Origin of the sequence: Paraburkholderia sp. ZP32-5 (assembly GCF_021390495.1) — a bacterium.
In the GTDB taxonomy this organism is placed as follows: domain Bacteria; phylum Pseudomonadota; class Gammaproteobacteria; order Burkholderiales; family Burkholderiaceae; genus Paraburkholderia.
This window is the reverse complement of record NZ_JAJEJP010000001.1, coordinates 2835164-2861735: the sequence shown is the minus strand read 5'-3', so window position 1 is coordinate 2861735 and position 26572 is coordinate 2835164. Positions and strand designations below refer to the sequence as shown.

The window sequence follows — 26572 nt, the reverse complement described above, 5'->3', positions numbered from 1 at the left end:
GTGCAATGGTTCGCGCAACGTTTCGTGGAAGCCATCTTAAGCGATTCCCGCGCGCGGGCGCAGTCGGCCAAACGTCATAGGACGGTTCGGTCGGGAGGACATCGCGCGGCATTGTCTCGTCGGGCGCAGCGAGCCCTGGCCGGATGGCCAGACGGGCGCGACGCCGCCCGGCTCAGTGCCGCGCGCGCGTGCCGATCCCGTATAATCAGTCGTTTAAAGAATCGAACAGTTGGCGCCTCCCACAGACCGCCAGTCTCAGTCAGGAACCGTCAGGACCGTCCCCCGCCCGCTATGAAAGCCGCTGAAATCCGCGAGAAATTCCTCAAGTTCTTCGAATCGAAGGGCCATACGATCGTCCGTTCGTCGAGCCTCGTGCCCGGCAACGACCCGACACTGCTCTTCACCAATTCGGGGATGGTGCAGTTCAAAGATGTGTTCCTCGGCGCGGAGTCGCGTCCGTATTCGCGTGCCACCACCGCGCAGCGCAGCGTGCGCGCGGGCGGCAAGCACAACGACCTCGAGAACGTCGGCTACACCGCGCGTCACCACACGTTCTTCGAAATGCTCGGCAATTTCTCGTTCGGCGACTACTTCAAGCGCGACGCGATTCACTACGCGTGGGAGCTGCTGACCGAGGTCTACAAGCTGCCGAAAGACAAGCTCTGGGTCACCGTCTATCAGGAAGACGACGAAGCGCACGACATCTGGGCGAAGGAAGTAGGCGTGCCGGTCGAGCGCATCATCCGCATCGGCGACAACAAGGGCGCGCGCTACGCGTCGGATAACTTCTGGCAGATGGCCGACGTCGGCCCGTGCGGCCCGTGCTCGGAAATCTTCTACGACCACGGTCCGGACGTGTGGGGTGGCCCGCCGGGATCGCCCGAGGAAGACGGCGACCGCTACATCGAGATCTGGAATCTCGTGTTCATGCAGTTCAGCCGTGACGCGCAGGGCAACATGACGCCGCTGCCCAAGCAATGCGTGGACACCGGCATGGGTCTGGAGCGTATCGCTGCGGTGCTGCAGCATGTGCACAGCAACTACGAGATCGACCTGTTCCAGGCGCTGATCCAGGCGGCTGGCCGCGAAACCGGCGTAGCCGATCTGACCAACAATTCGCTGAAGGTGATCGCCGATCACATCCGCGCGTGCTCGTTTCTGATCGTCGACGGCGTGATTCCGGGTAACGAAGGCCGCGGCTACGTGCTGCGCCGGATCGTGCGCCGCGCAATCCGTCACGGCTACAAGCTCGGCAAGAAGGGTTCGTTCTTCCATCGTATGGTTGCGGATCTCGTCGCGCAGATGGGCGATGCGTATCCGGAACTGAAGGATGCACAGCAACGCGTGACCGACGTGCTGCGTCAGGAAGAAGAGCGCTTCTTCGAGACCATCGAGCACGGCATGTCGATTCTGGACGCGGCACTGGCCGACCTCGAAGCAAAGGGTGGCAAGACGCTCGACGGCGAACTCGCGTTCAAGTTGCACGACACCTACGGTTTCCCGCTCGATCTGACCGCTGACGTCTGCCGCGAGCGCGGCGTGACCGTCGACGAACCCGCATTCGACGAAGCAATGGCACGCCAGCGCGAACAGGCGCGCGCGGCGGGCAAGTTCAAGATGGCGCAGGGCCTCGAGTACTCGGGCGCGAAGACCACGTTCCACGGCTACGAAGAAATCGTCTTCGACGACGCGAAGGTCGTCGCGCTGTACGTGGATGGCGCGTCGGTTCAGCAGGCGGATGCCGGCCAGCAGGCCGTCGTCGTGCTCGATCACACGCCGTTCTACGCGGAGTCGGGTGGCCAGGTCGGCGACCAGGGCGTGCTGGCGAATGCAAGCACGCGGTTTGCCGTCGCCGATACGCTGAAGGTGCAGGCCGACGTGGTCGGCCATCACGGCACCATCGAGCAGGGAACATTGAAGGTCGGCGATGTCGTGAAGGCGGAAATCGACGCGGTGCGCCGCGCTCGCACGGCCCGCAACCACTCGGCCACGCACCTGATGCACAAGGCGTTGCGCGAAGTGCTCGGCTCGCACGTGCAGCAGAAAGGCTCGCTCGTCGACGCCGACAAGACCCGTTTCGACTTCGCGCACAACGCGCCGATGACGGACGAGCAGATTCGCCGCGTCGAGGAAATCGTCAACGCCGAAGTGCTGGCGAACGCGCCCGGCATTGTGCGCGTGATGTCGTACGACGAAGCAGTGAAGGGCGGCGCGATGGCGCTGTTCGGCGAGAAGTACGGCGACGAAGTGCGCGTGCTCGATCTCGGCTTCTCGCGTGAGCTGTGCGGCGGTACGCACGTGAACCGCTCGGGCGACATCGGCTTCTTCAAGATTGTGATGGAAGGCGGCGTCGCGGCGGGCATCCGTCGCGTGGAAGCGATCACCGGCGACAACGCGGTGCGCTACGTACAGGATCTTGAAGGGCGCGTCAATGCGGCGGCGGCGGTGCTGAAGGCGCAACCGTCGGAGCTGACGCAGCGGATCAGCCAGGTGCAGGACCAGGTGAAGGCGCTCGAAAAGGAACTGGGCGCGCTGAAGTCGAAGATGGCATCGAGCCAGGGCGACGAACTCGCGGGCCAGGCGATCGAAGTCGGCGGCGTGCACGTGCTGGCGGCAACGCTTGATGGCGCCGACGTCAAGACGCTGCGCGAAACGGTCGACAAGCTCAAGGACAAGCTGAAGAGCGCGGCCATCGTGCTGGCGTCGGTCGAGGGCGGCAAGGTGAGCCTGATCGCCGGTGTAACGGCTGACGCGAGCAAGAAGGTCAAGGCGGGTGAGCTGGTCAATTTCGTCGCGCAACAGGTCGGCGGCAAGGGCGGTGGCCGTCCGGACATGGCCCAGGCCGGCGGTACTGAACCGGCCAACCTGCCGGCGGCGCTCGCGGGCGTGAAGGCATGGGTCGAAGGGCAGCTTTGATCTGAAGTTCAGCCCGCGGGTTTGAAGTGAATCCGTGGGCGAAAAAAAGGGCCACGCGATACGCCAACTCTGTTGGCGCGCCGCGTGGCCCCTTCGTTTTTGCTGTCGCTGCTCCGTTTGGCCAGAGAGAGCGCGCCTGCGTCGCCGCGTCAGATTCAGCTATTCCGGATGCGCCTTCAGGCTCGAGTTTGAGCGCCGATTCTGCGCTCGTCCTGAGGTCGTACCGCAAGCCCGCTTTCAGCCCGGCCTTCCGGCTATTCCCACGCGCATATCCAACACCGCACAACCCCTCAGACAACCCCCGCATCCACTTCCGGCGCTGTTTCCGCTCGCGCCAAAGCCTCCGGCGCTACGTCCACGGCCTCCTGCTGCGCCTCCACCAGCGTGCGCCGCAACGCATTGAGCGCCGACGAAAAATGGCCGCGCCGCCACACCAGCAGAGTGTCGATCATGCCGATATCGGGCAGCGGATGCACGGCGATATTGCTGGCATCGGTCTGCAGATCGAGCACCGAACGCGGCGCGACCGCGACGCCGGCACCCGCCGCCACGCACGCGACGATCGCGTGATAGGAACCCAGTTCCAGCACCCGAGCGGGCCGCACGCCGTGTTCCAGATACCACTTTTCGATATACGCCCGGTACGCGCAGCCGCGCTCGAAGGCGATCAGCGTCGATAGCGCGACGTCGCTGACTTCGTGAATCGCGCGATGGCCGCGCGGCGTCAGCATCACCAGTTCCTCGCGGAACACCGGCACGCTCTCGAACAGGTCGTCGAGCGAGGCCGGGTCGAGCGGCGTCGCGACCAGTGCAGCATCCACTTCGAATTCGCGCACCCGCTCGATCAGCTTGCCGGTCGTGCCGGTCTCCAGCTCCAGCGCGACCGCCGGCCACTGCTGGTGATACTGCGCGAGCAGCCCCGGCAGACGCGTCGCCGCGACGCTTTCCATCGTGCCGAGCCGCAGCCGCCCGCTCGGGCGATCTTCGCGCACCGCGTGGCGCGCCTCGTCGGCGAGCGCGAGCAGGCGCTCGGCGTAGGGCAGCAGCGTTTCGCCGGCCGGCGTGAGCACGAGCCGGCGGCCGTCGCGGATGAACAGGTCGGTGCCAAGCTGCTCCTCGAGCTGCTTGATGCGCGTCGTCACGTTCGATTGCACGCGATTGAGCTTCGCGGCGGCGCGCGTCACGCCGTTTTCCCGTACGACGGCGCGAAAAATGTTCAGAGCGGCCAGATCCATCATTCTCTCCTGACGATGGTTGATATCCGAATTATTCATTTTTCGAGATCACTTGGTCAAGCTAGCATTGATTCAACTCACTGTTGCTGGATGCCGATCATGACCGACCTTGCTTCCCACGCGTACGAGCGCTTCCACGAACCTCACGCTGCGCGGCGCGCGGCGCTTGCCTGCATGGTGACGCTCGCGGTGGCGATCGGCATCGGGCGCTTCGCGTTCACGCCGCTGCTGCCGCTGATGCTGCACGGCATCGCGGGAGGCCAGCCGCAGCTCGACATCCAGCACGGCGGCTGGCTCGCCTCTTTTAACTACGCGGGCTATTTCATCGGCGCAATCACGTGCGCGGCTTTGCGGATCGAACCGGCGCGCATGGTACGAGTCGGGCTCGTCGCGACCGTGTTGCTGACGCTGGTGATGGGCGTCGCCGACCAGTTCTGGGTGTGGGCGCTCGCGCGCTTCATCGCCGGGGCGGTCAGCGCGTGGACTTTCGTGTTTGCGTCGCAGTGGGGCTTGCGGCGGCTCGCCGAACTCGGCGCCAATGCGTGGAGCGGCGTGATCTATACCGGGCCGGGCGTGGGCATCGTCGGCACGGGCTTGCTGGTCAGCGCGGCGGGCGGCTATGGCGCGGCGCTCGGCTGGATCGGCTTTGCGGTGATCGGCGCGGTGCTGTCGGTGCTGGTCTGGTCGGTGTTTGGCGCTGCGCCGGGTGAGCAGGGGAGCGCAAGGGCAGGGGCCAGCACGAGGGCGAGGGACGGGGCTAGGACGGACGCAGGGGCGGTGCGCGATGGCGGCGCTGACGCCGTGGCGCGAGGAGCGCGGCGTGCGGCGGACAGCTCTGCGCCAAACCAGAGCGCGGTGGATGCTAGTGCCGCAACCCGCGGCGCACCGAGCTATGTCGCCAGCCAACACGCCACCAGCCAGCAGCAGGCCACCGCCCAGCAAGCCGTCATCCAGCAAGCCACCGGCCAGCACACCGCCACAGAGGGGGCCGCCACCCAGTACGCCACTACCCAACACGCCGCCAGCCAGCAGCAGGCTACCACCCAGCAGGCCGTCATCCAGCAAGCCACCGGCAAGCACACCGCCACCGAGGAGGCTGCCACCCAACACGCCACTACCCAGCGCGCCGCCAGCCTGCGCGCCCCCACCCACCACACCCAAACGCCCCCCACCGCACATCGCGCCGACGCCTTCTGGCTGATCCTGCTCTACGGCATCCCCGGCTTCGGCTACATCATCACGGCGACGTTCCTGCCCGTCATCGCGCGTCATGCGTTGCCGGGTTCGTCGTGGCCGGATCTGTTCTGGCCGATGTTCGGCGCTGCGCTGATCGTCGGCGCGTTGCTGGCCGCGCGTTTGCCGGTGCATTGGGACAACCGCGCGCTGCTTGCCGGCAGCTATGTGCTGCAGGCGATCGGGATTGCGCTTGGCATCGTCTGGCCGACGGCGGGCGGGTTTTCGCTCGGCAGCATCCTGATCGGCCTGCCGTTCACCGCGATCACGCTGTTTGCGATGCGCGAGGCGCGGCGTCTGCGCGGCGACGACGCGGCCGGATTGATGGGATACGCGACGGCGGCCTACGGCATCGGTCAGATCGCCGGTCCGCTGGTGGCCGCGCCGATTGCCGCGCACACGGGATCGTTCTCGCTGGCGTTGTGGCTGGCGGCCGGCGCGCTGATCGCGGGGGCGGTGGGGCTCGTCGTGGTGGCGCGCGTGCCGCGCGGCTATAGCCGCATGCCCGATTGCGGCTGCAACTAACCGGCCGGCTCGATGAATACCGGTGACTCATTCAATCCCGGGGGGCAATACCTGAGTTCGGTTCAATACCTCAGTTCAATACCCCCGCTCCAGCACCTGCAGCGCCTCACGGGCAAGTCCGCAATACGCTGGAGCTGGAGATTCGCAAGTTGCCGCGCGCCGAGCCAATCCAGCTTCCTACCCACCCACTTCCAAAAGCCCGCCACCCATAAACCAAATATCGCACGCTCGCACTAAAATGACCGCTTTCGGTCATCCCATGCGCCTGTCGCCGGGCGCTTCGCGCCACCATGCAACATTTCGCGTCCGATAACTACGCCGGCATCTGTCCCGAAGCGCTCGACGCGCTGATCGCCGCCAACAACAGCGGCCACGAGCCGGCTTACGGCGACGACTCCTGGACCAACCAGGTTTGCGACCGTCTGCGCGACCTGTTCCAGACCGATTGCGAAGTGTTCTTCGTGTTCAACGGCACCGCGGCCAATTCGCTGGCGCTCGCGTCGCTGTGCCAGTCGTACCACTCGGTGATCTGCCACGAACTCGCGCACATCGAAACCGACGAATGCGGCGGCCCCGAATTCTTCTCCGGCGGATCGAAGTTGCTGACGGCGCCGGGCATCGGCGGCAAGCTCACGCCCGATGCGATCGAGGCGGTCGTCACGCGCCGCGCCGATATCCACTATCCGAAGCCGAAGGTCGTCACGCTGACGCAATCGACTGAAGTCGGCACCGTCTACAGCGTCGAGGAAGTGCGCGCGATCGCCGCGATCGCGAAGCGCCGCCATCTGAAGCTGCATATGGACGGCGCGCGTTTCGCGAACGCGGTCGCCGCGCTCGACGTGCATCCGTCCGAGATTACCTGGCGCGCCGGTGTCGACGTGCTGTGCTTCGGCGGCACGAAGAACGGCTTGCCGGTCGGCGAGGCGGTGGTGTTCTTCGATCGCGCGCTGGCCGATGATTTCGCCTATCGCCTGAAGCAGGCGGGGCAACTCGCGTCGAAGATGCGCTTCATTTCCGCGCCGTGGCTCGGCCTGCTCGACAACGACGTGTGGCTGCGCAACGCGCGTCATGCGAACGCGATGGCGCGTCTGCTGCAGATGCGGTTGCAGGAAATTCCGGGCGTGAGCATCATGTTTCCGAGCGAATCGAACGCGGTTTTCGCGCAATTGCCGCCGCTCGTTGCCAAGGCGATGCGTGCGCGCGGCTGGAAGTTCTACGAGTTCATCGGCGCCGGCGGCTGCCGGTTGATGTGCGCGTGGGACACGCAGCCGGACACAGTCGAGCGCTTTGCCGCCGAGGTGCGCGAACTGTGTAACGCGTAATGTGAAGCGCCTGATGTGAAGCGCGTAATGTAAGGCGACGCGCGCGGCGGAATGTTGACAGCGGTTGCCACGCAATCATCGAACCGCACCCAGCCGCTGCCGGCCGTTGTCAGCCACAATCAGCAATCACCAATCAGCCACACACACGAAAAGAAAGAGACGCCTCCCGCCATGACCGAGTATCGATTCTGTCCCCGCTGCGCCAAACCTCTGACCGAACGCACCGACCCCGAACACGAGGGCGGGCGCGTGCGCCAGAGCTGCCCTGATGCCGAGTGCGGCTACGTCCACTGGAACAATCCGCTGCCGGTCGTTGCCGCGATCGTCGAGTACGAAGGCAAGATCCTGCTCGCGCGCAATGCCGCATGGCCGGAGGGAATGTTCGCGCTGATCACCGGCTTCCTCGAAAACGGCGAAACGCCGGAGCAGGGCATCGCGCGCGAAGTGCTCGAAGAGACGTCGCTGCATACGGAGACGGTCGAATTGATCGGCGTCTACGAATTCATCCGCAAGAACGAACTGATCATCGCGTATCACGTGAGGGCGCACGGGACGATCTCGCTGTCGCCGGAGTTGCTCGAATACCGGCTCGTCGAGCCGGCGAAGCTGCGGCCGTGGCGCGCGGGCACCGGCCAGGCACTCGGCGAGTGGATGCGGCGGCGCGGTTTGCCGTTCGAGTTCGTCGAGCGGCCGGGGCAGTAGGACGCGCGAGCGGATGCGGGAAGAGGCGCGTCGGCGGCGGGAACGTCGACGCAGTCGAACTGCAACTCTGGGCGGGGCTGGAGCAATCGGGAGAGCGCGACGCGCGACAGCCGGTTGTGCCGTGCGATGCGCAAGCCGGGGGCATTGCCAGCCATGGCGACCAACGCGTTACATGACGACAACGACGGCGACCGAGACGACAGCTACAGAGACAACGACTACAACAACAGCAACGACAGAGACAACCACACACCCCAAACTCAGCACAACCCACCCCAAACACCACAGCAACCCAATCAACGAACAGTTCATCCACGTCAATCAGCGGTCAATGAGCTCACGCTCAGGGAGAAGCGGCATGGCCTACATCTACTACCTGACCCACATTCATCTGGGCTACGACGCTCTGGCGGAACTGCCGTCCGAATGCGCGCGCATCGGCATCAAGCGTCCGCTCGTGATCAGCGACAAGGGCGTCGTCGCGGCCGGCATCGCGCGGCGCGCGCTCGACGCGTTGCAGCTCGGCAATGTGCCGCTCTTTGACGATACCCCATCGAACCCGACCGAAGCCATGGTACTGGCCGCCGCCGACGTCTATCGCGACGAGGGCTGCGACGGGCTGATCGCGGTCGGCGGCGGTTCGTCGATCGATCTCGCGAAGGGCGTCGCGATTTCGGCCACGCATCCGGGGCCGCTCACGCAGTACGCGACGATCGAGGGCGGCAGCGCGAAGATCACCGCCGCCGCCGCGCCGCTGATCGCGATTCCGACCACCGCCGGCACCGGCAGCGAGGTCGCGCGCGGCGCGATCGTGATCCTCGACGACGGCCGCAAGCTCGGCTTTCACTCGTGGCATCTGCTGCCGAAAGCGGCGCTGTGCGATCCGGGGCTGACGCTCGGTTTGCCGCCGGGCCTGACGGCCGCGACCGGTATGGACGCGATCGCCCATTGCATCGAGACCTTCCTCGCGCCGGCCTTCAATCCGCCCGCCGACGGCATCGCGCTCGACGGCCTCGAACGCGCGTGGGCCAGCATCGAGCGCGCGTGCGCGGACGGCGGCGATCGCGAAGCGCGGCTGAACATGATGAGCGCGTCGATGCAGGGCGCGATGGCGTTCCAGAAGGGTCTCGGCTGCGTACATTCGCTGTCGCATCCGTTGGGCGGGCTGAAGGTGAACGGCCGCACGTCGCTGCATCACGGCACGCTGAACGCGGTCGTGCTGCCCGCGGTGCTGCGTTTCAACGAGCGCGCGCCGAGCGTGGTCGCCGAGCGCCGTTTCGCGCGGATGCGTCGTGTGATGGGCTTGCCTGAGCATGCCGATCTCGCGCAGGCGCTGTTCGACATGACCTCGCGGCTCGGTCTGCCGACCGGCCTCAAACAGATGGGCGTCGACGAAAGCATGTTCGACAAGGTCGTGCAGGGCGCGCTGCTCGACCATTGCCATCGCACGAATCCGCGCGAAGCGAGCGCCGACGACTATCGCCGCATGCTGACCGAATCGCTTTGAGCCGCCTTGCCTTGACCCACGTATCGACAAACCGCTACTGCCAATGAACAGACCCGCCCCGGCCTCGCGCGCCGCCTATCCGCATTTCCTGCCGATCCCGACCCGCTGGATGGATAACGACGTGTACGGTCACGTGAACAACGTCGTCTATTACAGCTATTTCGATACGGTCGTGAACGAGTATCTGATCCGCGCGCGCGTGCTCGATTTCGAGCATGGCGCGACGATCGGCCTCGTCGTCGAAACGCAGTGCAACTACTTCGCGCCGCTGGTGTTTCCGGATCGTGTCGATGCGGGCTTGCGGGTCGCGCGGCTCGGCGTGTCCAGCGTGCGCTACGAAGTGGGCCTCTTCAGGGAGGGCGACGATGCGCCCGCCGCGCAAGGGCATTTCGTGCACGTGTACGTCGATCGCGTAACGCGCCGTCCGGTGAGCCTGCCGCCCGAACTGCGCGCGGCCCTTGAACCGTTGTGTGATCCAACACAGGGGGACTGAACGGCAATGCCGGCGAAACACGATCAACCCCAGACGAATCACAGGTAGACCACGCGCGTGCAGTCGTTCGTCATCAATCTGCTCAACGGCCTTAGCTACGGGCTGTTGCTGTTCATGCTGTCGGCCGGGCTGACACTGATTTTCAGCATGCTCGGCGTACTCAATTTCGCGCATGCGAGCTTCTACATGCTCGGCGCGTATGTCGGCTTTTCGGTGGCCGCGCGCGCCGGGTTCTGGAGCGCGCTGGTGCTCGCGCCGCTCGTCGTCGGCCTGCTGGGCGCGGCGCTCGAACGCTGGCTGCTGCGGCGCGTGCGCCGCCACGGTCACCTGCCCGAGCTGCTGCTGACGTTCGGCGCCGCGTATCTGCTCGGCGAACTGGTCAAGCTCGGCTGGGGGCTCGGCCCGCTGTCCGCGTCGATTCCGGCCGTGCTCGACGGTCCGCTTTTTGCGCTGTACGGAGCGATTTTCACGCGTTATCGCGCGTTCATGATGGCGGTGTCGCTGGCGATGCTCGTGGTGCTCGTCGCCGTGCTGCGCGTGTCGAAGACGGGGCTGATCGTGCGCGCGGCGCTCAACCATCCGCAGGCCGTTGAAGCGCTCGGCCATAACGTGCCGCGCGTATTCACCGGCGTGTTCGCGGCCGGCACCGCGTTGGCAGCGCTCGCCGGTGTGATCGGCGCGCCGCTGTTCGTGATCGAACCGGCGATGGCGGAATCGCTCGGCTCGATCGTGTTCGTCGTCGTCGTGATCGGCGGGCTTGGCTCGTTGAGCGGGGCGCTGCTTGCATCGCTGTTGGTCGGTTGCGTGCAGACGCTGGCGGTCGCGAGCGATGTGTCGCTGGGCGATGTGGCGTCGTTCGCCGGTGCGGCGCTGCCGCCCGAGTGGGACGTGCTGACGCTCGCGCAACTCGCGCCGCTGCTGCCTTATCTGCTGCTGGTCGCGGTGCTGGCATTCAGACCGCGCGGGCTCGCCGGACGGCGGGACGATCATGCCTAAGCGCGGGGGATCGCCGGACGCGGTGCAAAACCCGCGGCCGCTTCGCGGTGGTGGCCGCGTGCTCACGCCGTGGCTGGCGCTCGTTATCTTTCTGGCCGTACCGCCTTTCATCTGGCCGCATAGCTGGCTGCTCGCGTACCTCGCACAGACCGCGACGATGATCGTGTTCGCGCTGTCGTACAACCTGCTGCTCGGCGAAACCGGGCTGCTGTCGTTCGGCCATGCCGCATATGCGGGACTCGGCGCGCTGATCGCCGCGCGCGTGTTCAACGCGGGCGACGTGCCACTGGTGCTGTTGCCGCTCGTCGGCGGCATCGGCGGCGCGCTGTGCGGCGTGCTGCTCGGCTTTATCGCGACGCGGCGTTCGGGCACCGCGTTCGCGATGATCACGCTCGGCCTCGGCGAACTCGTCGCCGCGGCCGCGTGGACCTTGCCGGGCTGGTTCGGCGGCGAGGCGGGCGTTGCGATCGATCGCGCGAGCGGCCCGCGCCTCGTTGGTTCTATCGGCGGCTGGAGCTTCGGTCCGGCGCGCGAAGCCTATGCGCTGATCGCGCTGTGGTGTGTCGCCGCGGTCGTGGCGATGTTCGCGCTGCCGCGCACGCCGTTCATGCGCATGGCGAACGCGGTGCGCGACAACCCGGTGCGGGCGGCGGCGATCGGCTGCTATCCATCGCGGGTGCGCTACGGCGTCGTGGTGCTGTCAGCGTTTTTCGCGGGCATTGCGGGCACGCTCGCGCTGATCGATATCGAACTCGTGTCGACCGAAAGCGTTGGCATGATGCGCTCGGGAGCGGTGCTGATCGCGACGGTGATCGGCGGGACGTCGGCGTTTTTCGGGCCGGTCGCGGGGGCTATCGTGTTGACGTTTCTCAGCGTGATCGTCGCGAGCGTCACGCGGGCGTGGCTGTTTTATCTCGGGCTGTTTTTTGTGGTTGTCGTCAGCGTGGCGCCCGATGGGCTCGCCGGTTTCGGTGCACGGCACGCGGCGCGTATTGCGGTGCACGGCTGGCGGCGTTGCCGGGCGGCTTATCTGTGGAGCGCGGCAGGTGTGCTGCTGTGGCTCGCGGTTGTCGTGCTCGCGGTGCAATGGGCTTACGCGGTGCAGTTCGGTGTGGACGAGGGTGTGGGGTTGGGCGCGATCTTTGGGGTGAGCGGTGCTGGGATGGATGTTGGTGGTGTGCCTGGACTGTCGACGCTGAAGCTCGTGCTGCTGCTCGGCGTACTTGCTGCATTGGCCGTGCTGGCGACGCGCCGCGCGATCCGCGCGCATGCGGGCCTCGCTGGTTGCGCGCGCGTCGCGCAGCGCCTGGGAGGCCCGCAATGATGCACGCGCTTCTGCTTCGCGCATTCGCCGCATTGATCCTGCTGGCGACGCGCCAAACGACCCGCGCTCACGCGGCCTTTGCCAGTCACGCGCACGCCGTGCAGCACGCAGGAGCATCACAATGATCCCCGCGCTCGCGCTCTACGGCATCGAAAAGCGTTTCGGCTCGACGCGCATTCTGCGCGGCGTCGATCTCGCGATCGAGCCCGGCGAGCGGCACGCGCTGATCGGTCCGAACGGCGCTGGCAAATCGACGCTATTCAATCTGATCGCCGGCGGCGCGCGGCCGAGCGCGGGACGCATCCATCTGTTCGGCGCGGATATCACGCGGCTCGCACCGGCCGCGATCGCGCGGCGCGGGCTCGCGCGCAGCTTTCAGAGCACGAGCGTATTCGCTCGGCTCAGTGTGTTCGACAACTTGCGCTGCGCGGCGCAGTTCGCCGAGCGCGACCGTACGCGCTGGTGGCAGCGGCTGACCGGATCGTCCGCAGTCGATGCGCGCGCCGCGGAGGTGCTCGATGCGGTCGGCCTCGGCGCGCGCCGCGACGCGGTGGCCGGCACGCTCAGCTATGCGGAACAGCGCGCGCTCGATCTCGGCATCGCGCTCGCGGGCGGCGCGCATACGCTGCTGCTCGATGAACCGACCGCGGGCATGAACCGCGCGGAAGCCGCGCGCGCGATCGAACTGATTCGCGCGACCACCGCGGGGCGCACGCTGCTGATGGTCGAGCACGATATGGACGCCGTGTTCGCCATTGCCGATCGCATTTCGGTGCTGGTGCAGGGGCGCATCATCGCGAGCGGTTCGCCGGCGGCGATTCGCGCGGATGCGGCGGTGCGCGCGGCGTATCTGGGTGAGCAGGTCGGGGCACGGGAGGATGCGTGGGCCGGCGCACGCGAGGGCGAAAGCAAGGGTGGACGCATGGGCGGGGCGGGTGGAAGGCGAGGCACGGAGAGCGCCAGAGAAGCGGGCAAGGAAGCACACAAGCAAGTGGACAACGAATCAGGCAACGACGCACCCAACAAGGCAGGCAACGAAGCAAACACCGAAGCAAACACCGAAACCCGCAAGCAGGTGGACAACGAAACGGGCAACGACCAGCAGAACAAAGAGCAGCAGAACAAAGAGCCAAGACACCCAGCGCGCGACACCCACAAAGGCTCACCCCAATGACCCCGCTGCTCGACATCCGCAACCTGAACGCATGGTACGGCGCAAGTCAGGCTCTACACGGCGTCACACTAAGCATCGAGCGCGGCGAAGCAATCGCGCTGGTCGGCCGCAACGGCTCGGGCCGCTCGACGCTCGCGCGCGCGATCATGGGCCTCGTGCGCAGCGATGGCGAATTGCGTTTCGCGGGCCGTTCGCTCGCTGGTCTGCGCACCTTCGAAATCGCGCGTCTCGGCCTTGGGTACGTAGCTGAACATCGCGACGTATTCGCGGCGCTGAGCGTCCACGAAAACCTGCTACTCGGTATCGCGCCGCGCGCTCGCAGCCGCACACCACGCTTCACCCTCGACGACGCGTACACGCTCTTCCCCGTGCTAGCCGAACGTCGACGCACACGCGCGGGGGCGTTATCGGGTGGCGAGCAGCAGATGCTCGCGCTCGCGCGGGCGCTGCTCGGTGACCCCGATTTGCTGCTGATCGATGAGCCGGGCGAAGGTCTGGCGAGTCTCGTGATCGCACAAGTCGCCGATTGTCTGCGGACATTGCGCGATCGCGGCGTCGCGATGCTGCTGATCGAGCAGCGTCTCGCGATTGCGCGGGAAGTCGCGAGCCGCGTCGCCGTGATGGGGCACGGCGAGATCGTGTTCGACGGCACGCTCGCGTCGTTTCTCGCACGCGAGGACGTGATGCGCGAGTGGCTGGGCGTCGGCTAATGCACGTGATCCATGTGGATCACGCGGAGCCCCTCAAGCATCCTTATTAATAATCCACTCATGCGCCGGATCATTATGAAAATGCCAGACCCGCTGATTGCCCGCCATCACGTTCAGATAGTACGAATCGTAGCCATACGGCACGACGACCGGATGATAGCCACGCGGCACCATCACGACGTCGCGATCCTCGACGGCCATCGATTCGTCGATATCGCGTGAATCGGTGTACACGCGCTGGAACGCAAAGCCTTGCGGCGGATCGAGCCGGTGATAGTAGGTTTCCTCCAGCGAGCTTTCTTGCGGGATGTTGTCGGTATCGTGCTTGTGCGGCGGATAGCTCGACGCATGACCGCCAGGCGTTCTGACCTCGACGACCAGCAACGCTTCGGCCGGCTCGGTCTGCGGAAGAATATCGCAGACGTAGCGCGTATTCAGCGCTTTGCCGCGTGTCGAGCGCTTCATCGACGCGGGCTCGATCAGCCGTGCCGGGTACTCGCCTTTGGCCGGCGCGCTGCCGACTCCGATCTCCGCATCGCGGCATGCGCGCACCATCGCGCGTACGTTCGGCGGCAGATACACCGCGTACGGCGCCGCATCCTCGAACGCGCTGTCGCGCGAACCGAGCGAACTCCATGTCGCGTCCGGCGTTTCGATATCGACCGCGCCGCTGAGCACGACGATGCAGCTCTCGCGCGCGGTCTCGAACACGTGCACGACTTCGTTCGTGCCGAGCCGATACGCGGCGAATCCCACATGACGCCAGCAGGCCGACTGCGGCGTGACGCGCGCGATCGTCTGGCCTTCGCGCTCGGCCTTCACCAATAAGCTCATGCTGCCTCCCTGTTGGCGCCGTCGAGCGGTGCATCGACGAGCGCGCGCAATGTCCTGAAGCCTTTCTGTGCGTACTCGAACGACGGTGCGACCACCGGGTCCTGTTCCGCTTCGACCACCAGCCAGCCGCAATAACCGTGCCGCTTCAGCCTGTCGATGATGCCCGCAAAGTTCACCGCGCCATCGCCCGGCACCGTAAATGCACCGGCAATCACCGCGTCGAGAAAGCTCCAGTTGCGATTGCGCGCGAGCTTCATCACAGCCGGGCGCACGTCCTTGCAATGCACGTGACACACGCGCGCGATGTGCCGGTCGAGCACCGCGAGCGCATCGCCGCCCGCGAACGTGATGTGCCCGGCGTCGAACAGCAGGCCGACGGCATCGCTCGTGCGCGCCATCAACTGATCGACATCGGCCGGCGTCTCGACATACGCGCCCATATGATGGTGGTACGCAAGCCGCACGCCGCGCGACAGCGTATAACGCGCGAATTCGTCGACACGGGCCGCGTACGCGTCCCATTGCGCGTCGCTGAAAAAGCGCGGCCGTTGATACAGCGGCCGCGGCGCGCCCTGAATCGAATCGGCGACTTCGCCATACACCATCACCGTCGCGCCGTTGTACGCGAGCAGTTCGAGATGCGGACCCACCGCCGCGATTTCTTCCGCGACGCTGCGTTTGGCCAACTGTCCCGAGTACCAGCCGGACACGAGCGCGAGGTCGTACTGCGCAAGCAGTGCCTGTAACGCGCGCGGCTCGCGCGGAAACTTGTTGCCGAGTTCGAAGCCCTGGTAGCCGATCTGGCGCCCCTCGGTCAGCGCGAGTTCGAGCGGCGTTTCGCCGCCGAGCGACGGCAGGTCGTCGTTCATCCACGACAGCGGGTTGATGCCGATGCGTACGTCGAAGGCAGTCATGCGCAGGTCCTCATTCGTGGTCGCCGTGGTCGTGGTGCCGCGGCGGTGCAGGCGGCGCGGTGCGCGCCGCGATCTGCGCGTCGTATTTGGCGCGCGCGTCGCGCACCGCATCGCGTGACGAGACTTCCGGCACCGCGACTTCCCACCACCAGCCGCCGTCTTCGGTGGTGCGGGCGGGGTCGGTATCGATACTGATCACATACGTGCGATCCGCCGCGCGTGCGCGTTGCAACGCTGCTTCGAGTTCCGCGATATTGCCCGCATGCTCGGCATTGGCGCCGAGCGCGTGCGCATGCGCGGCGAAGTCGATGTGCGGCACACCGGCCGGTCCGTGCACGCAGTTATCGAGCAGATTGTTGAACGGCGCACCACCGCACGCCTGTTGCAATCGATTGATGCAGCCAAAGCCGCGATTGTCGAGCACGACGATGATCAGCTTCGCGCCGAGCATCACCGAGCTTGCGATCTCGCTGTTCATCATCAGATAGCTGCCGTCGCCGAGGATCACGATCACTTCGCGATCGGGCCGCGCGAGTTTCACACCCAGGCCGCCGGCGATTTCGTAGCCCATGCACGAATAGCCGTATTCGACGTGGTATGCGCCCGGCCGGCCCGCGCGCCACAGCTTGTGCAGATCGGCGGGCAGCGTGCCGGCCGCGCACACGACGATGTCGTCGGTGGCCGAATGCGGGTTCGAGCGTTGTACCGCGCCGATCACGTCGCCTTCGTACGGCAGCACCGCGTCGCGTTGCGGCGCGTGCGTGAGCGAGCCGACCGTGTCGCGCCAGCCGGACGCGAGCTTGTGCGCACGCGCGGTCCATGTGCGCTCCGCGTGCCAGCCTTGCAGCGGTTCGGCGAGCGCATCGAGTGCGAGTCTCGCATCGGCCTCGACGACGAAGCCGCGATGCTTGAGGCCATCGAACGCATTCGCGTTGATCGCGATCACGTCGGCCTGCGTGAACAGCGTGTTCGAACCCGTCGTGAAGTCCTGCAGACGTGTGCCGATCGCGAGCACGCAGTCGGCATCGTGCGCGAGCGCATTCGCCGCCGGCGAGCCGGTCACGCCGAGCGCGCCGGTGTTCAGCGGATCGTTCCATGCGAGCGAGCTCTTGCCGGCCTGCGTTTCCGCGACCGGCACGCCATGCGCGCTGGCAAAGCGCTGCAGTGCATCGGCCGCGCGGCTGTACAGCACGCCGCCGCCCGCGACGATCAACGGACGCTTCGCGTGCCGCAGACGCGCACAGGCGGCGTCGATATCGTCGACGCGTGGCGCGGGCGCATGAAAGCGCACGACACGCGGCGTGAAAAAGTCTTCCGGAAAATCCCACGCCTGCGCCTGCACGTCTTGCGGCAACGCGAGCGTCACGGGCCCGCACAGCGCGGCATCGGTCAGCACGCGCAACGCGCGCGGCAGCGCGCTCAGCAATTGCGCCGGATGCACGATGCGGTCGAAGTAGCGCGACAGCGGCTTGAACGCATCGTTGGCGGACACGCCGCCGTCGCCGAAATCTTCGAGCTGCTGCAACACCGGATCGGGCGCGCGCGACACGAAGATATCGCCGGGCAGCAGCAGCACCGGCAAGCGGTTCACGTGCGCGAGCGCGGCGGCAGTTAGCAGATTGGTCGCGCCGGGCCCGATCGATGTCGTCACCGCCATCATCCGGCGCCGGAAATGCGCTTTCGCGAAGGCGATCGCGCTGTGCGCCATCGCCTGTTCGTTATGCGCGCGCAGCGTCGGCAGTTCGCTGCGATGCTGATATAGCGCTTCGCCTATTCCCGCGACATTGCCGTGACCGAAGATCGCGAACACGCCGCCGAATAGCGGCTCGACGCCGTTGCCGTCTTCAGTGACGACGCGTTGCGCGGCGAGATAGCGCACCAGCGCCTGCGCCATCGTCAGGCGAATCGTGCCGCCCGTTTTCACATGCGTTGGCGCATGCGGGTCGACGGCGCTCGCGGCTAACGCGTCGTCATGGAGGATGCGCTCGTTCATGCGGCCTGCTCCTGATGAACATGATGCGATGTGCCCACGGTGCCGGGTGCGGCCGGCGTACCGCGCGCGCCTCGCCATGCAGCGATCAGCGTTTCGAACGTGCGGCGCACGCGCGCCACCAGTTCGTCGTCGCCGATTTCGCCGGCCAGCCATGCATGGCTCGGCTCGTGAAAGATCGTGCGGCCGACCGTGAAGCCGCGGCAGGTCGCCGATTGCGCGGCCGCGCGAAAGCCTTCGGTCAACTGTTCGACGGCCGCCGACAAACCGAGCAGCACGACACCACGGCAATACGGATCGCGCTCGGCGATCAACGCGTCGACGGCCTGCCATTGCGCGGCATCCATCGGTTCGAGCTTCCACCACTCGGGATAGAGGCCGAGGTTGTACAGACGCTTGAGCGCGCGATACACGATGTCCGACCCTTGCGGCAGCGATGCATGTTTCGGCGGAATCACTTCGAGCAATAGCTCGTGACCGCTTGCCTGAGTCGCGTCGTACAGCGCGCGCAATTGCGCTTCCTGTTCGAGCCGCTGTTCGATCGGCTCATCCGGGTGAAACTGCACGAGGCACTTCACCACGTGTTCCTGTGGCCATGCGATCAGCGCCGTGCCGACCGAGCGGCCGTGATCGAACACGAGCGGCACGGAGCCCGGCAATTCGACCGGCCGGCCGATCCACCAGCCGCGTCCGGTCGCGGCGTTCAACGCGTCCTGTCCATAACGGTCGTCGATCAGCACGCCGATGCGGCCTTGCAGATTCAACTCGCGTTCGGTCTGCGCGACCGCTTCGACGAACAGGTTCTTCAACTGCGCGATACGCGCTTCGTCGGCGCCGGTTTGCTGCGCGAGTTCGAAGAACGGATTGCGATGATCGAACGCGAAGCCGAGCACTTCGTCCCACTGCTTGCGAGCCGGCGACACGCGATGCAGACGCGCGAGCTTCGCGTCGCGATCCGGACGGCGCATCCGTTGCGGATCGGCTTGTGCTTCGCGCAGGAAGTAGTCGAGTTCGGCCGGTGTCGGCATCGCCGGCGCGCAGCCGTGCCGTGACACGACCAGCGCGCCGCTCGCATTCGCGGCGCGCGCGCACGCATCGAGCGGCTGATCGCGCAGCCAGCCGGACAGAAAACCCGACGCGAACGCATCGCCCGCGCCGAGCACGTTCAGCACTTCGACCTCGACGCCGCCGTGAATCGGCGCATCGTCGAGTGAAGCGGGCACGTCGCCGTCGATGATCTGACAGCCGAGCGGCCCGCGCTTCAACACCAACGTCGCCGGGGTCACCGCGCGCACCATCGTGAGCGCATCGCGCAGGTCGGTCTTGCCGCCGGCGATGCGGAATTCTTCCTCGGTGCCGATCACCAGATCGAACAGCGGCAGGATGCGCTGCAAATGCGCGCTCACGCCTTCGCTGGCGACAAAACGTGTTTCGCCGTCCGCCTTGCCCGTGAGGCCCCACAGCACTGGCCGATAGTCGATGTCGAGCACGGTGCGCACGTCGTTACGGCGCGCGTAGTCGAGCGCGCGGCGGCTCGTGCGATCGACCTGTTCGGTCGAGAAGTGCGTACCGGTAATCAGCAACGCTTTCGATGACGCGATAAACGCCTCGTCGAAGTCCGCTTCGTCGACGGCCATATCCGCGCAGTTCTCGCGGTAGAAAATCAGCGGGAACGTATCGCGATCTTTCAGACCGAGCAGCACGAGCGCGGTCAGCCGCTGACGGTCGATGCGCACATGGCTCACGTCGCAGCCTTCCTTCGCGAGCGTCTCGGTCAGGAAGCGGCCCATATGATCGTCGCCGACGCGCGCGAGCATCGCCGCGTCGAGCCCGAGCCGCGCGCAGCCGAACGCGATATTCGCCGACGAGCCGCCGAGATATTTCGCGAAGCTCGCGACGTCTTCGAGCCGCGCGCCGACCTGCTGCGCGTACAGATCGACCGCGAGCCGGCCGAGACAAACGATGTCGCGGCTGCGTCCCGGCGCAAAGCGGCTGCCGCCCGCGGGGTTGCTTGCGATGTTCCCTCGCGTGCCGCTTTCGCTGCTGCTGGAAGTGCTGGAGTGAGCCATGAATAGTCCTGGTAGCTTGAGCGCGGCGGCCGGCATGACAAGCACCGGTCGAGCCGCGCGAGTCGGTCAGATCGTCGCGCCTTCGAGTTCACCGATCATCTTCTGCATCTCGGCGCCGCCGGCCATCATGTCGAGCACTTCGTCCTTGCTGATCGTCTGTTTGGTGAACGTGCCGAGCGAGCGGCCGCGGTTGAGCAGCGTGAATGAATCGCCGATCGGATACGCGTGATGCACGTTGTGCGTGATGAAGATCACCGAGATGCCTTTCGCGCGCGCCTTGTGGATCAGCTTCAGCACGTTGAAGCTCTGCTTGACGCCGAGCGCGGCGGTCGGCTCGTCGAGAATCAGCACGCGCGCGCCGAAATGAATCGCGCGCGCAATCGCCAGACACTGCCGCTCGCCGCCCGACATCGTGCCGATCGGTTGATGCGGATCGCGCACGTTGATGCCCATTTCGGCGAGCTTGTCGCGCGCGGTGCTCGCACAGGTGTCGAGGTCCATCACGTTCAGAAAGCCGAACAGTTTTTTCTGCGGCTCGCGTCCCATGAAGAAATTGCGTGCGACCGACAGCAGCGGCACCAATGCCAGATCCTGATAGACGGTCGCGATGCCGAGATCGAGTGCGTCTTTCGGCGACGTGAAGCGCACGGCTTTGCCGTCGACCTTGTAGATCCCCTGGCTCGGTTGATAGACGCCCGCCAGCGTTTTGATCAGCGTCGACTTGCCGGCGCCGTTGTCGCCGAGCAGGCAGTGCACTTCGCCGCGTTTGAGGCGCAGCGTGATGTCGTTCAACGCGATGATGTTGCCGAAAAAACGGCTGACGTTTTCGAGCGCGAGGATGATGTCGTCTTCGCTCGGTTCGACGGGGCTCATCGTGAACCTCCTAGCGCGACGCCGCGACGCGGCCGCGCACGTAATGGTTGAACAGCACCGCGAACAGCAGCATCACGCCGAGGAACACGCGGAACCAGTCCGAATCGACATTGGTGTAGGTGATGCCGATCTGCACGACGCCGAAGATCAGCGCGCCGAAACAGGCGCCGATTACCGAGCCGTAGCCGCCGGTGAGCAGCGTGCCGCCGATCACCGCCGCGATAATCGCTTCGAATTCCGCCTGCAAACCGCGATCGGCGGCGGCCGAACCGATATCGCACACTTGCAGCACCGCGTACAGGCACGAGCAGAACGCGGTCAGCACGAACAGCGAAATTTTCACGCGCCGCACCGGTACGCCGACATTCTTGGCCGCGTTAGCGTCGCCGCCGACCGCGAAGATCCAGTTGCCGAAGCGGGTTTTCGCCAGCGTGAACGCGCAGACCACCGCGAGCACCAGCCACCACAGCAGCACCTTCGGAATGCCCGGCACGAGCGGCATGCCGTTGTCGAGCATCTTGACGACGCCGAGATGGCCGAGCCACACGAACAGGCCCTTGAACGCGACGCCCTGGAAGAGCGTGTGCGCGAGCCAGTCCTGGCGCGCGACGTCGCCGACGCCGGAGATGATCGTGCGGTCGGCGAACTTCACCGATAGCGCGAGCGTGAGGCCGCGCAGGATAAACAGGAATGCGAGCGTGACGATGAACGACGGCAGCCGCGTGCGCATCACCAGATAGCCGTTGAGCGCGCCGAGCAGCATCGAGCCGACGAACGCGAAGAGGATCGCGAGCCAGACCGGCCAGTGGAAATACATGCTCGGCAGCGCGACCATCATGCCGGCAAAGCCGATCATCGAGCCGATCGACAGATCGAATTCGCCGGCGATCATCAGCAGGCACGCGCCGACCGAGATCAGCCCCAGATAGGCCGCGACCTGCGACCAGTTCATGATGCCGTCGAGATTGAACATCCCCGAGTTGCCGGCCGCCACGCCGAACACGATGAACACCATCACGGTGCCGGCGAGTGCGGCGAATTCCGGGCGGCCGAGCAGGTGGCGGAACCACGATTCGCGGCGCACGCGCTCGTCCGCCGACGATGACGTCGCGGCTTGCCGCGACGGGTCGCGCGGGTCCTGCGGATCGGACGGGGGCGGCTTGCGATGATGGGGGTGGAAAAGATCGGCGACACCCATTGAAGCTCTCCTTGATACGCCGGTGGCCGGCGGGTCGACGCCGCGGCGTGGGGCGGTTGATGCAGGTGCAAACAGGATCGTTCGACGCGGCCCATCGATCGCGCGGCGGATGGGCGGACGCGGGCAACACGCGAAGCATGTCGCCGCGTATCGCTGGGGTTCGCGCCCGTGTTCGCGCTTGTTTTTGCGTCTGCGTTCGCGCGTGCCGCTATCGCAATGGCGCCGTCATCCGGCGCCGTGTCACGTGCCTACCGATACTGACCCGCGTACTTCAGCACCTTGTCGACATTGTCCTTGGTGATGAAGCCCGGACCCGAACCGATATTGCGCGGCCCGTAAGACGGGGCGAGCCCATACGTCGCGAGCCGTTCCTTGAACTTCGGATTGGCCTGCAGGATCTCGCGGATCTTCGCCGGGTCGGTGGTGTGGTTCTTCTTCACGATCGCCAGCACGGCGACCGGAATATAGCCCTGCAGATACGGCTGCTGGTCGATCGCAAACTGGATCGTGCCGTCCTGGATGCCTTTCGCGATGTCGCTATCGAAGTCGAACGTCGCGAACCATATCTTGCCGGCGAGGCCCATCTGTTGCAGCGCCTTCAACGTCGGATCGGCGGACAGCGGTCCGAGCGTCAGCACCGCCTGGGTCTTTGGATGATTGCGCAGGAACGCGCTGACCTTGGACTGCACGCCGGTCGGGTCCTGGCCCGCGTCGAGTGTCGAGGTTTTGAAATCGACGCCGATCGCATCGGCAAAACCACGGCAACGTTCGAACGAAGCCGGGTTGGTCGCATAGTGGTTCACGCACAGAAACGACTTGATGCCGGCGGCCTTGGCCTTTTCGCCCGCTGCCTTGCCCGCCGCGTATTCAGGCTGGCCGACGTGCATGATCGCGCCGAGCTTCGCGCTTTGTTCTTCGGTACCCGAATTGATCGTGACGAGCGGAATGTGCTTCTCGGTGACCTTCGCGATCGAACTCTTCAGCACGTCGAAATCGGCGATCGACACGATCACGCCGTCGTAATTGCGCGCGGCCGCCTGTTCGACCAGGCGCGCCATGTCGGCGATATCGCCGTTCGGCGGATTGCGATAGTCGGTCTCGACGTTGAAATCTTCGTCGGCCTGCTTGATCGCGTTCTTGATCGTGTTCCACCACGAGTCCGAATCCGGCGCGTGGCTGATCAGCACGAAATGGGCGTCGGCCGCGCGGGCCGCCGAGGCCGCGCCGAATCCCGTCGCCAACGTCAACGCCGTCACCAGAATCCTGAGCGTCGCCTTGCCTGTGCAAAGTCTCATTGTCTCCACCTTTCTCGGTCTGTCGTTCGTTATTGAGGGAGCGGCTGGCGGGCGCATTCCGCGCGACGCGAATCCACCGCGGCACCATCGCTCACGACCAAGAGTAGGTCATCTTCGGAAGGCTTGCAAAGAAAATTTCATTGAGAAATAAAAATGGAAAATACATTCCATTCATTGGGATGGCTGCCTATAATCGGCAGCGTCGGAAGCGCTGTCGCGGCCGTTCGCGCGCGCATCTGCCGCATTGCAGGAGCACCCGAGGGGCTGTCATGGTGGAACCAAGCACAGAAGAAGCGTTGCCGGGCGTCGACGAATTGATGCAGCGCATCGCGGACAACTACGAGTCGCTGCCGCGGCAGTTGAAGAGCGTCGCGACCTATATCGAGCAGCATCGCTCGAGCGTGATGATGGATCGCACCAGCGATATCGCCGCAAGCTGCGGCGTGCATCCATCGGCGGTGGTGCGCTTTGCGCAGCGCTTCGGCTTTTCCGGTTTTTCCGATCTGCAGGCGGTATTCCGCCAGGCGTATACGGGCCAGGGCGTGTCGTCGACGAGCTATCAGCAGCGCATTCGCAAGCTGATCGACGAGAAGCCCGGTACGCTGTCCGGCGGCGCGGTCGCGCGCGAGTTCATCGCGGCATCGCGCGGCGGGCTCGAAGAACTCGAAGCGGGACTCGACGACCGCCAGTTCGATGCCGCCGTGAAGATGCTGCAACAGGCCGACAACATCTACGTGATCGGCGTGCGGCGTTCGTTTCCGGTCGCAAGCTATATCGTCTACGCACTGCAGCACACGCATAAGCGCGTGCATCTGGTGTCCGGCTTCGGCGGCATGTATCGCGAGCAGATTCGCAGCGTCAGGAAGGGCGACGTCGTGATCGCGATCAGCTTCGCGCCGTACGGCAAGGAGACGCAGTACTGCCTGCGCGTCGCACATCATCATCAGGCGAAGACGCTCGTTATTACGGACAGCCAGCTATCGCCGCTCGCGCGCTACGCGAGCGCGCAACTGTATGTGAAAGAGGGCAGCGCATTCGCGTTCCGCTCGCTGACCAGCACGATCTGTCTGTGCCAGGCGCTGTTTATCGCGCTTGCGTACAAGCTCGAATTGAACGTTGAAGAATCCAACGACACCGGAGGCTACGATGACTGACGCGGCAAACACGATCGACGTCGCGGTATTCGGCGCGGGGCGCATCGGCAAGATCCATGCGGCAAATCTCGCGCGGCAGCCGGGCGTGCGGCTCAAGTACGTGGTCGACGTCAATCAGGAAGCCGCCGCCGCGCTCGCCGCGCAGCACGGCGCGAAGGTCGCGGATGTCGACGGCGCGATCGGCGATGCGTCGATCGGTGCGACCGTCATCTGTTCGAGCACTGACACGCATTCGGAGCTGATCGTGAAATCGGCCGCGCAGAACAAGCACGTGTTCTGCGAAAAGCCGGTCGATCTGACCTTGGAGCGCGCGCGGATGTGCGCCGACGCAGTGGAGCGCGCGGGTGTGGTCTGCATGATCGGCTTTCAGCGCCGCTTCGATCCGACCTTTTCGTCGCTGAAAGCGCGCATCGACGCGGGCGAGATCGGCACGCCGGAAATGCTGGTCGTGACGAGCCGCGATCCGGGTGCGCCGCCGGTCGACTACATCCGGCATTCGGGCGGCATCTTCAAGGACATGCTGATCCACGACTTCGATATCTTCCGCTGGATTCTCGACGACGAAGCCGACACGCTGCACGCCACCGGCAGTTGCCTGACCGATCCGGCGATCGCGGAAGCAGGCGATATCGATTCGACCGCGGTGACGATCCGCACGAAGCGCGGGCGGCTGTGCCAGATCAACACCGCGCGCCGTGCCGCCTATGGCTATGACCAGCGCTTCGAAGTGCTCGGCAGCACCGGCATGCTGCAGGCGGGCAACATGCGGCCGACCGAAGTCACCGCGTACTCGAAGACCGAGGTGTCGACCGATGTGCCGGAGGCGTTTTTTCTCGAACGTTATCGCGCGGCCTACGCGCTCGAAATCGCGCATTTCTTCGATGCGGTCACGCATGGCAAGCCGGTGCGCACGACGGTCGCCGATGGTCTGAAAGCGCTCGAACTCGCGGAAGCCGCCACGCGCTCATGGCGCGAGGGCCGCGCAATCAAGCTCGGCGAGGCATCGTGATGAAGCCGGCCACTGAGCGCTTGCGAATCGGCGTGGTCGGCCTGGGGCGGCTCGGCAAGCGGCACGCCGACAACCTCGCGTATCGCGTGCCGGGCGCGGCGCTCGTGGCCGCGTGCAGTCCGCTGGCCGATGAGCTTGCGTGGGCGCGCGAAGCGCTGCCCGAGCCGCGTCTTTACGACGATTACGCCAGGCTGCTCGCCGATCCCGACGTCGATGCGGTGTGGCTCGTGACGCCGTCGTCGTTGCACGCGCAGCAGATCGTCGATGCATTGCGAGCCGGCAAGCATGTGTTCTGCGAAAAGCCGTTGTCGCTCGATGTCGCCGAATGCGAGCGTGTGCTGGCCGAGGCCGCGCGCTATCCGCATCTGCAGGCGACGATCGGCTTCATGCGCCGCTTCGATCCGAGCTATCGCGATGCGTTCGACACGATCACGGCCGGGCAGATCGGCCGGCCGTTTCTGGTGCGCTCGCAGACCACCGATAAAAACGACGACGACGGCTTTTTCGTGCGTTTCGCGGCGACCTCCGGCGGCATCTTTCTCGACTGCACGGTGCACGATATCGATGTCGCCCGCTGGCTGCTCGGCAAGCCGCGCGCGACGCGCGTGTTCGCGGCCGGCGCGGTCGCGCTGCACGATGGATTGCGCGAATTCGGCGATGTCGATAACGGCGTGGCGATCTGCGAGTTCGAAGGCGGCAAGCTCGCGATGTTCTATGCGTCGCGCACCCAGGCGCACGGCAACGATACGCACAGCGAGGTAATCGGTACGGCCGGCGCGCTCGCGATCGGCCGCAATCCGCGCGCGAATCGTGTCGAGATTTACGACGCGACCGGTATTCGCAACGAATGCACGCCGAGCTTTTTCGACCGTTTCGAGGATGCGTTTCTGCACGAGGCGCGCGCGTTCGTCGCGGCGGTGCGGGAAGGCACGCAGCAGGAGGGCGCGAGTCTCGCCGATGCGCTCGAAGCGACCCGCATCGGCGTCGCGCTGCGCCAGTCGCTGCAGAGCGGGCAGGCGGTGACGCTGTAGCGGAGTGCGTGATTGCCGCCATGCCCGGCGGCACTGCGGCGCCTACTGTAGAATTTGACCTTCAGTCC

The 26572-nt window shown here is 65.7% G+C and carries 20 protein-coding genes and 1 pseudogene; 13 read left to right on the top strand and 8 right to left on the bottom strand.

The genetic code is table 11. The features are described 5' to 3' along the window. Positions 1–291: 291 nt before the first annotated feature. Complete coding sequence (gene alaS / locus L0U82_RS12135; protein ID WP_233831285.1) at positions 292–2916, top strand: alanine--tRNA ligase; 2625 nt, start codon at positions 292–294, stop codon at positions 2914–2916. A 290-nt stretch (positions 2917–3206) separates the two neighbouring features. On the opposite strand, the gene L0U82_RS12130 is transcribed toward alaS, so the two are convergent. After that, a complete protein-coding gene (locus L0U82_RS12130; protein ID WP_233831283.1) occupies positions 3207–4151 on the bottom strand; it encodes a LysR family transcriptional regulator in 945 nt (314 codons plus the stop codon). 99 nt (positions 4152–4250) lie between these two features. On the opposite strand from L0U82_RS12130, the gene L0U82_RS12125 reads away from it, so the two are divergent. The 9 genes and pseudogenes from L0U82_RS12125 to L0U82_RS12085 all read left to right on the top strand — a co-directional run bounded on the left by L0U82_RS12125 (position 4251) and on the right by L0U82_RS12085 (position 14137). After that, positions 4251–5909 (top strand): YbfB/YjiJ family MFS transporter, encoded by a 1659-nt coding sequence (locus L0U82_RS12125; protein WP_233831281.1) that lies wholly within the window; start codon positions 4251–4253, stop codon positions 5907–5909. 290 nt (positions 5910–6199) lie between these two features. Continuing rightward, positions 6200–7231 carry a threonine aldolase family protein gene (locus L0U82_RS12120; RefSeq protein ID WP_233831278.1) on the top strand — a complete coding sequence of 344 codons (1032 nt, stop codon included), beginning with the start codon at positions 6200–6202 and terminating at the stop codon, positions 7229–7231. Between the two features lie 171 nt (positions 7232–7402). Further along, positions 7403–7933: an NUDIX domain-containing protein gene (locus L0U82_RS12115; protein WP_233831274.1), complete on the top strand. Its 531-nt coding sequence runs from the start codon at positions 7403–7405 to the stop codon at positions 7931–7933. A gap of 358 nt (positions 7934–8291) precedes the next feature. Further along, positions 8292–9440, top strand: coding sequence for an iron-containing alcohol dehydrogenase (locus tag L0U82_RS12110; RefSeq protein ID WP_233831271.1), 1149 nt, complete (start codon positions 8292–8294; stop codon positions 9438–9440). 43 nt (positions 9441–9483) lie between these two features. Continuing rightward, complete coding sequence (locus L0U82_RS12105; protein ID WP_233831267.1) at positions 9484–9933, top strand: acyl-CoA thioesterase; 450 nt, start codon at positions 9484–9486, stop codon at positions 9931–9933. Between the two features lie 57 nt (positions 9934–9990). Further along, positions 9991–10929, top strand: coding sequence for a branched-chain amino acid ABC transporter permease (locus L0U82_RS12100; RefSeq protein WP_233831264.1), 939 nt, complete (start codon positions 9991–9993; stop codon positions 10927–10929). Next, on the top strand, positions 10922–12253 hold the full coding sequence (locus L0U82_RS12095; RefSeq protein WP_233831261.1) for a branched-chain amino acid ABC transporter permease: 1332 nt from the start codon (positions 10922–10924) through the stop codon (positions 12251–12253). Before L0U82_RS12100 ends, L0U82_RS12095 begins: the two co-directional genes overlap by 8 nt. A 121-nt stretch (positions 12254–12374) precedes the next feature. Continuing rightward, a pseudogene (locus L0U82_RS12090) lies at positions 12375–13121 on the top strand (ABC transporter ATP-binding protein); the annotation flags it as partial. 302 nt (positions 13122–13423) lie between these two features. After that, on the top strand, positions 13424–14137 hold the full coding sequence (locus L0U82_RS12085) for an ABC transporter ATP-binding protein (RefSeq protein WP_233831259.1): 714 nt from the start codon (positions 13424–13426) through the stop codon (positions 14135–14137). Between the two features lie 33 nt (positions 14138–14170). On the opposite strand, the gene iolB is transcribed toward L0U82_RS12085, so the two are convergent. The 7 genes from iolB to L0U82_RS12050 form a co-directional block, all read right to left on the bottom strand. After that, positions 14171–14971 carry a 5-deoxy-glucuronate isomerase gene (iolB, locus tag L0U82_RS12080; protein WP_233831258.1) on the bottom strand — a complete coding sequence of 267 codons (801 nt, stop codon included), beginning with the start codon at positions 14969–14971 and terminating at the stop codon, positions 14171–14173. Beyond that, entirely contained in the window at positions 14968–15885 is a 918-nt protein-coding gene (iolE, locus tag L0U82_RS12075; RefSeq protein ID WP_233831256.1) for a myo-inosose-2 dehydratase, read from the bottom strand. Before iolE ends, iolB begins: the two co-directional genes overlap by 4 nt. A gap of 10 nt (positions 15886–15895) precedes the next feature. After that, positions 15896–17878, bottom strand: coding sequence for a 3D-(3,5/4)-trihydroxycyclohexane-1,2-dione acylhydrolase (decyclizing) (gene iolD, locus L0U82_RS12070; RefSeq protein WP_233831254.1), 1983 nt, complete (start codon positions 17876–17878; stop codon positions 15896–15898). Next, positions 17875–19944 (bottom strand): bifunctional 5-dehydro-2-deoxygluconokinase/5-dehydro-2-deoxyphosphogluconate aldolase, encoded by a 2070-nt coding sequence (locus L0U82_RS12065; RefSeq protein ID WP_233831252.1) that lies wholly within the window; start codon positions 19942–19944, stop codon positions 17875–17877. Before L0U82_RS12065 ends, iolD begins: the two co-directional genes overlap by 4 nt. A gap of 66 nt (positions 19945–20010) precedes the next feature. Next, the gene (locus tag L0U82_RS12060; RefSeq protein ID WP_233831250.1) at positions 20011–20817 is read right to left on the bottom strand and encodes an ATP-binding cassette domain-containing protein; all 807 of its coding nucleotides are present in this window, start codon (positions 20815–20817) and stop codon (positions 20011–20013) included. A 10-nt stretch (positions 20818–20827) separates the two neighbouring features. Then, positions 20828–22015 carry an ABC transporter permease gene (locus L0U82_RS12055; RefSeq protein WP_233831248.1) on the bottom strand — a complete coding sequence of 396 codons (1188 nt, stop codon included), beginning with the start codon at positions 22013–22015 and terminating at the stop codon, positions 20828–20830. Between the two features lie 248 nt (positions 22016–22263). Further along, positions 22264–23310 carry a sugar ABC transporter substrate-binding protein gene (locus L0U82_RS12050; RefSeq protein WP_233831245.1) on the bottom strand — a complete coding sequence of 349 codons (1047 nt, stop codon included), beginning with the start codon at positions 23308–23310 and terminating at the stop codon, positions 22264–22266. A 269-nt stretch (positions 23311–23579) separates the two neighbouring features. Between L0U82_RS12050 and L0U82_RS12045 the strand changes: the two genes are divergently transcribed. Genes L0U82_RS12045 through L0U82_RS12035 form a run of 3 tightly spaced genes read left to right on the top strand, consistent with a single transcriptional unit; the run spans position 23580 to position 26504 of the window. Further along, entirely contained in the window at positions 23580–24464 is an 885-nt protein-coding gene (locus L0U82_RS12045) for a MurR/RpiR family transcriptional regulator (protein WP_233831243.1), read from the top strand. Further along, on the top strand, positions 24457–25473 hold the full coding sequence (gene iolG / locus L0U82_RS12040; protein ID WP_233831241.1) for an inositol 2-dehydrogenase: 1017 nt from the start codon (positions 24457–24459) through the stop codon (positions 25471–25473). Before L0U82_RS12045 ends, iolG begins: the two co-directional genes overlap by 8 nt. Continuing rightward, complete coding sequence (locus L0U82_RS12035; RefSeq protein ID WP_233831239.1) at positions 25473–26504, top strand: Gfo/Idh/MocA family oxidoreductase; 1032 nt, start codon at positions 25473–25475, stop codon at positions 26502–26504. The genes iolG and L0U82_RS12035 overlap by 1 nt, the downstream gene beginning before the upstream one ends. Positions 26505–26572 lie beyond the last annotated feature (68 nt).

Excerpts from the sequence above, each read along its gene's own strand:
- alaS (WP_233831285.1), top strand. The coding sequence starts at position 292 with ATGAAAGCCGCTGAAATCCGCGAGAAATTCCTCAAGTTCTTCGAATCG.
- L0U82_RS12130 (WP_233831283.1), bottom strand. The coding sequence starts at position 4,151 with ATGGATCTGGCCGCTCTGAACATTTTTCGCGCCGTCGTACGGGAAAAC.
- L0U82_RS12125 (WP_233831281.1), top strand. The coding sequence starts at position 4,251 with ATGACCGACCTTGCTTCCCACGCGTACGAGCGCTTCCACGAACCTCAC.
- L0U82_RS12120 (WP_233831278.1), top strand. The coding sequence starts at position 6,200 with ATGCAACATTTCGCGTCCGATAACTACGCCGGCATCTGTCCCGAAGCG.
- L0U82_RS12115 (WP_233831274.1), top strand. The coding sequence starts at position 7,403 with ATGACCGAGTATCGATTCTGTCCCCGCTGCGCCAAACCTCTGACCGAA.
- L0U82_RS12110 (WP_233831271.1), top strand. The coding sequence starts at position 8,292 with ATGGCCTACATCTACTACCTGACCCACATTCATCTGGGCTACGACGCT.
- L0U82_RS12105 (WP_233831267.1), top strand. The coding sequence starts at position 9,484 with ATGAACAGACCCGCCCCGGCCTCGCGCGCCGCCTATCCGCATTTCCTG.
- L0U82_RS12095 (WP_233831261.1), top strand. The coding sequence starts at position 10,922 with ATGCCTAAGCGCGGGGGATCGCCGGACGCGGTGCAAAACCCGCGGCCG.
- L0U82_RS12085 (WP_233831259.1), top strand. The coding sequence starts at position 13,424 with ATGACCCCGCTGCTCGACATCCGCAACCTGAACGCATGGTACGGCGCA.
- iolB (WP_233831258.1), bottom strand. The coding sequence starts at position 14,971 with ATGAGCTTATTGGTGAAGGCCGAGCGCGAAGGCCAGACGATCGCGCGC.
- iolE (WP_233831256.1), bottom strand. The coding sequence starts at position 15,885 with ATGACTGCCTTCGACGTACGCATCGGCATCAACCCGCTGTCGTGGATG.
- iolD (WP_233831254.1), bottom strand. The coding sequence starts at position 17,878 with ATGAACGAGCGCATCCTCCATGACGACGCGTTAGCCGCGAGCGCCGTC.
- L0U82_RS12065 (WP_233831252.1), bottom strand. The coding sequence starts at position 19,944 with ATGGCTCACTCCAGCACTTCCAGCAGCAGCGAAAGCGGCACGCGAGGG.
- L0U82_RS12060 (WP_233831250.1), bottom strand. The coding sequence starts at position 20,817 with ATGAGCCCCGTCGAACCGAGCGAAGACGACATCATCCTCGCGCTCGAA.
- L0U82_RS12055 (WP_233831248.1), bottom strand. The coding sequence starts at position 22,015 with ATGGGTGTCGCCGATCTTTTCCACCCCCATCATCGCAAGCCGCCCCCG.
- L0U82_RS12050 (WP_233831245.1), bottom strand. The coding sequence starts at position 23,310 with ATGAGACTTTGCACAGGCAAGGCGACGCTCAGGATTCTGGTGACGGCG.
- L0U82_RS12045 (WP_233831243.1), top strand. The coding sequence starts at position 23,580 with ATGGTGGAACCAAGCACAGAAGAAGCGTTGCCGGGCGTCGACGAATTG.
- iolG (WP_233831241.1), top strand. The coding sequence starts at position 24,457 with ATGACTGACGCGGCAAACACGATCGACGTCGCGGTATTCGGCGCGGGG.
- L0U82_RS12035 (WP_233831239.1), top strand. The coding sequence starts at position 25,473 with ATGAAGCCGGCCACTGAGCGCTTGCGAATCGGCGTGGTCGGCCTGGGG.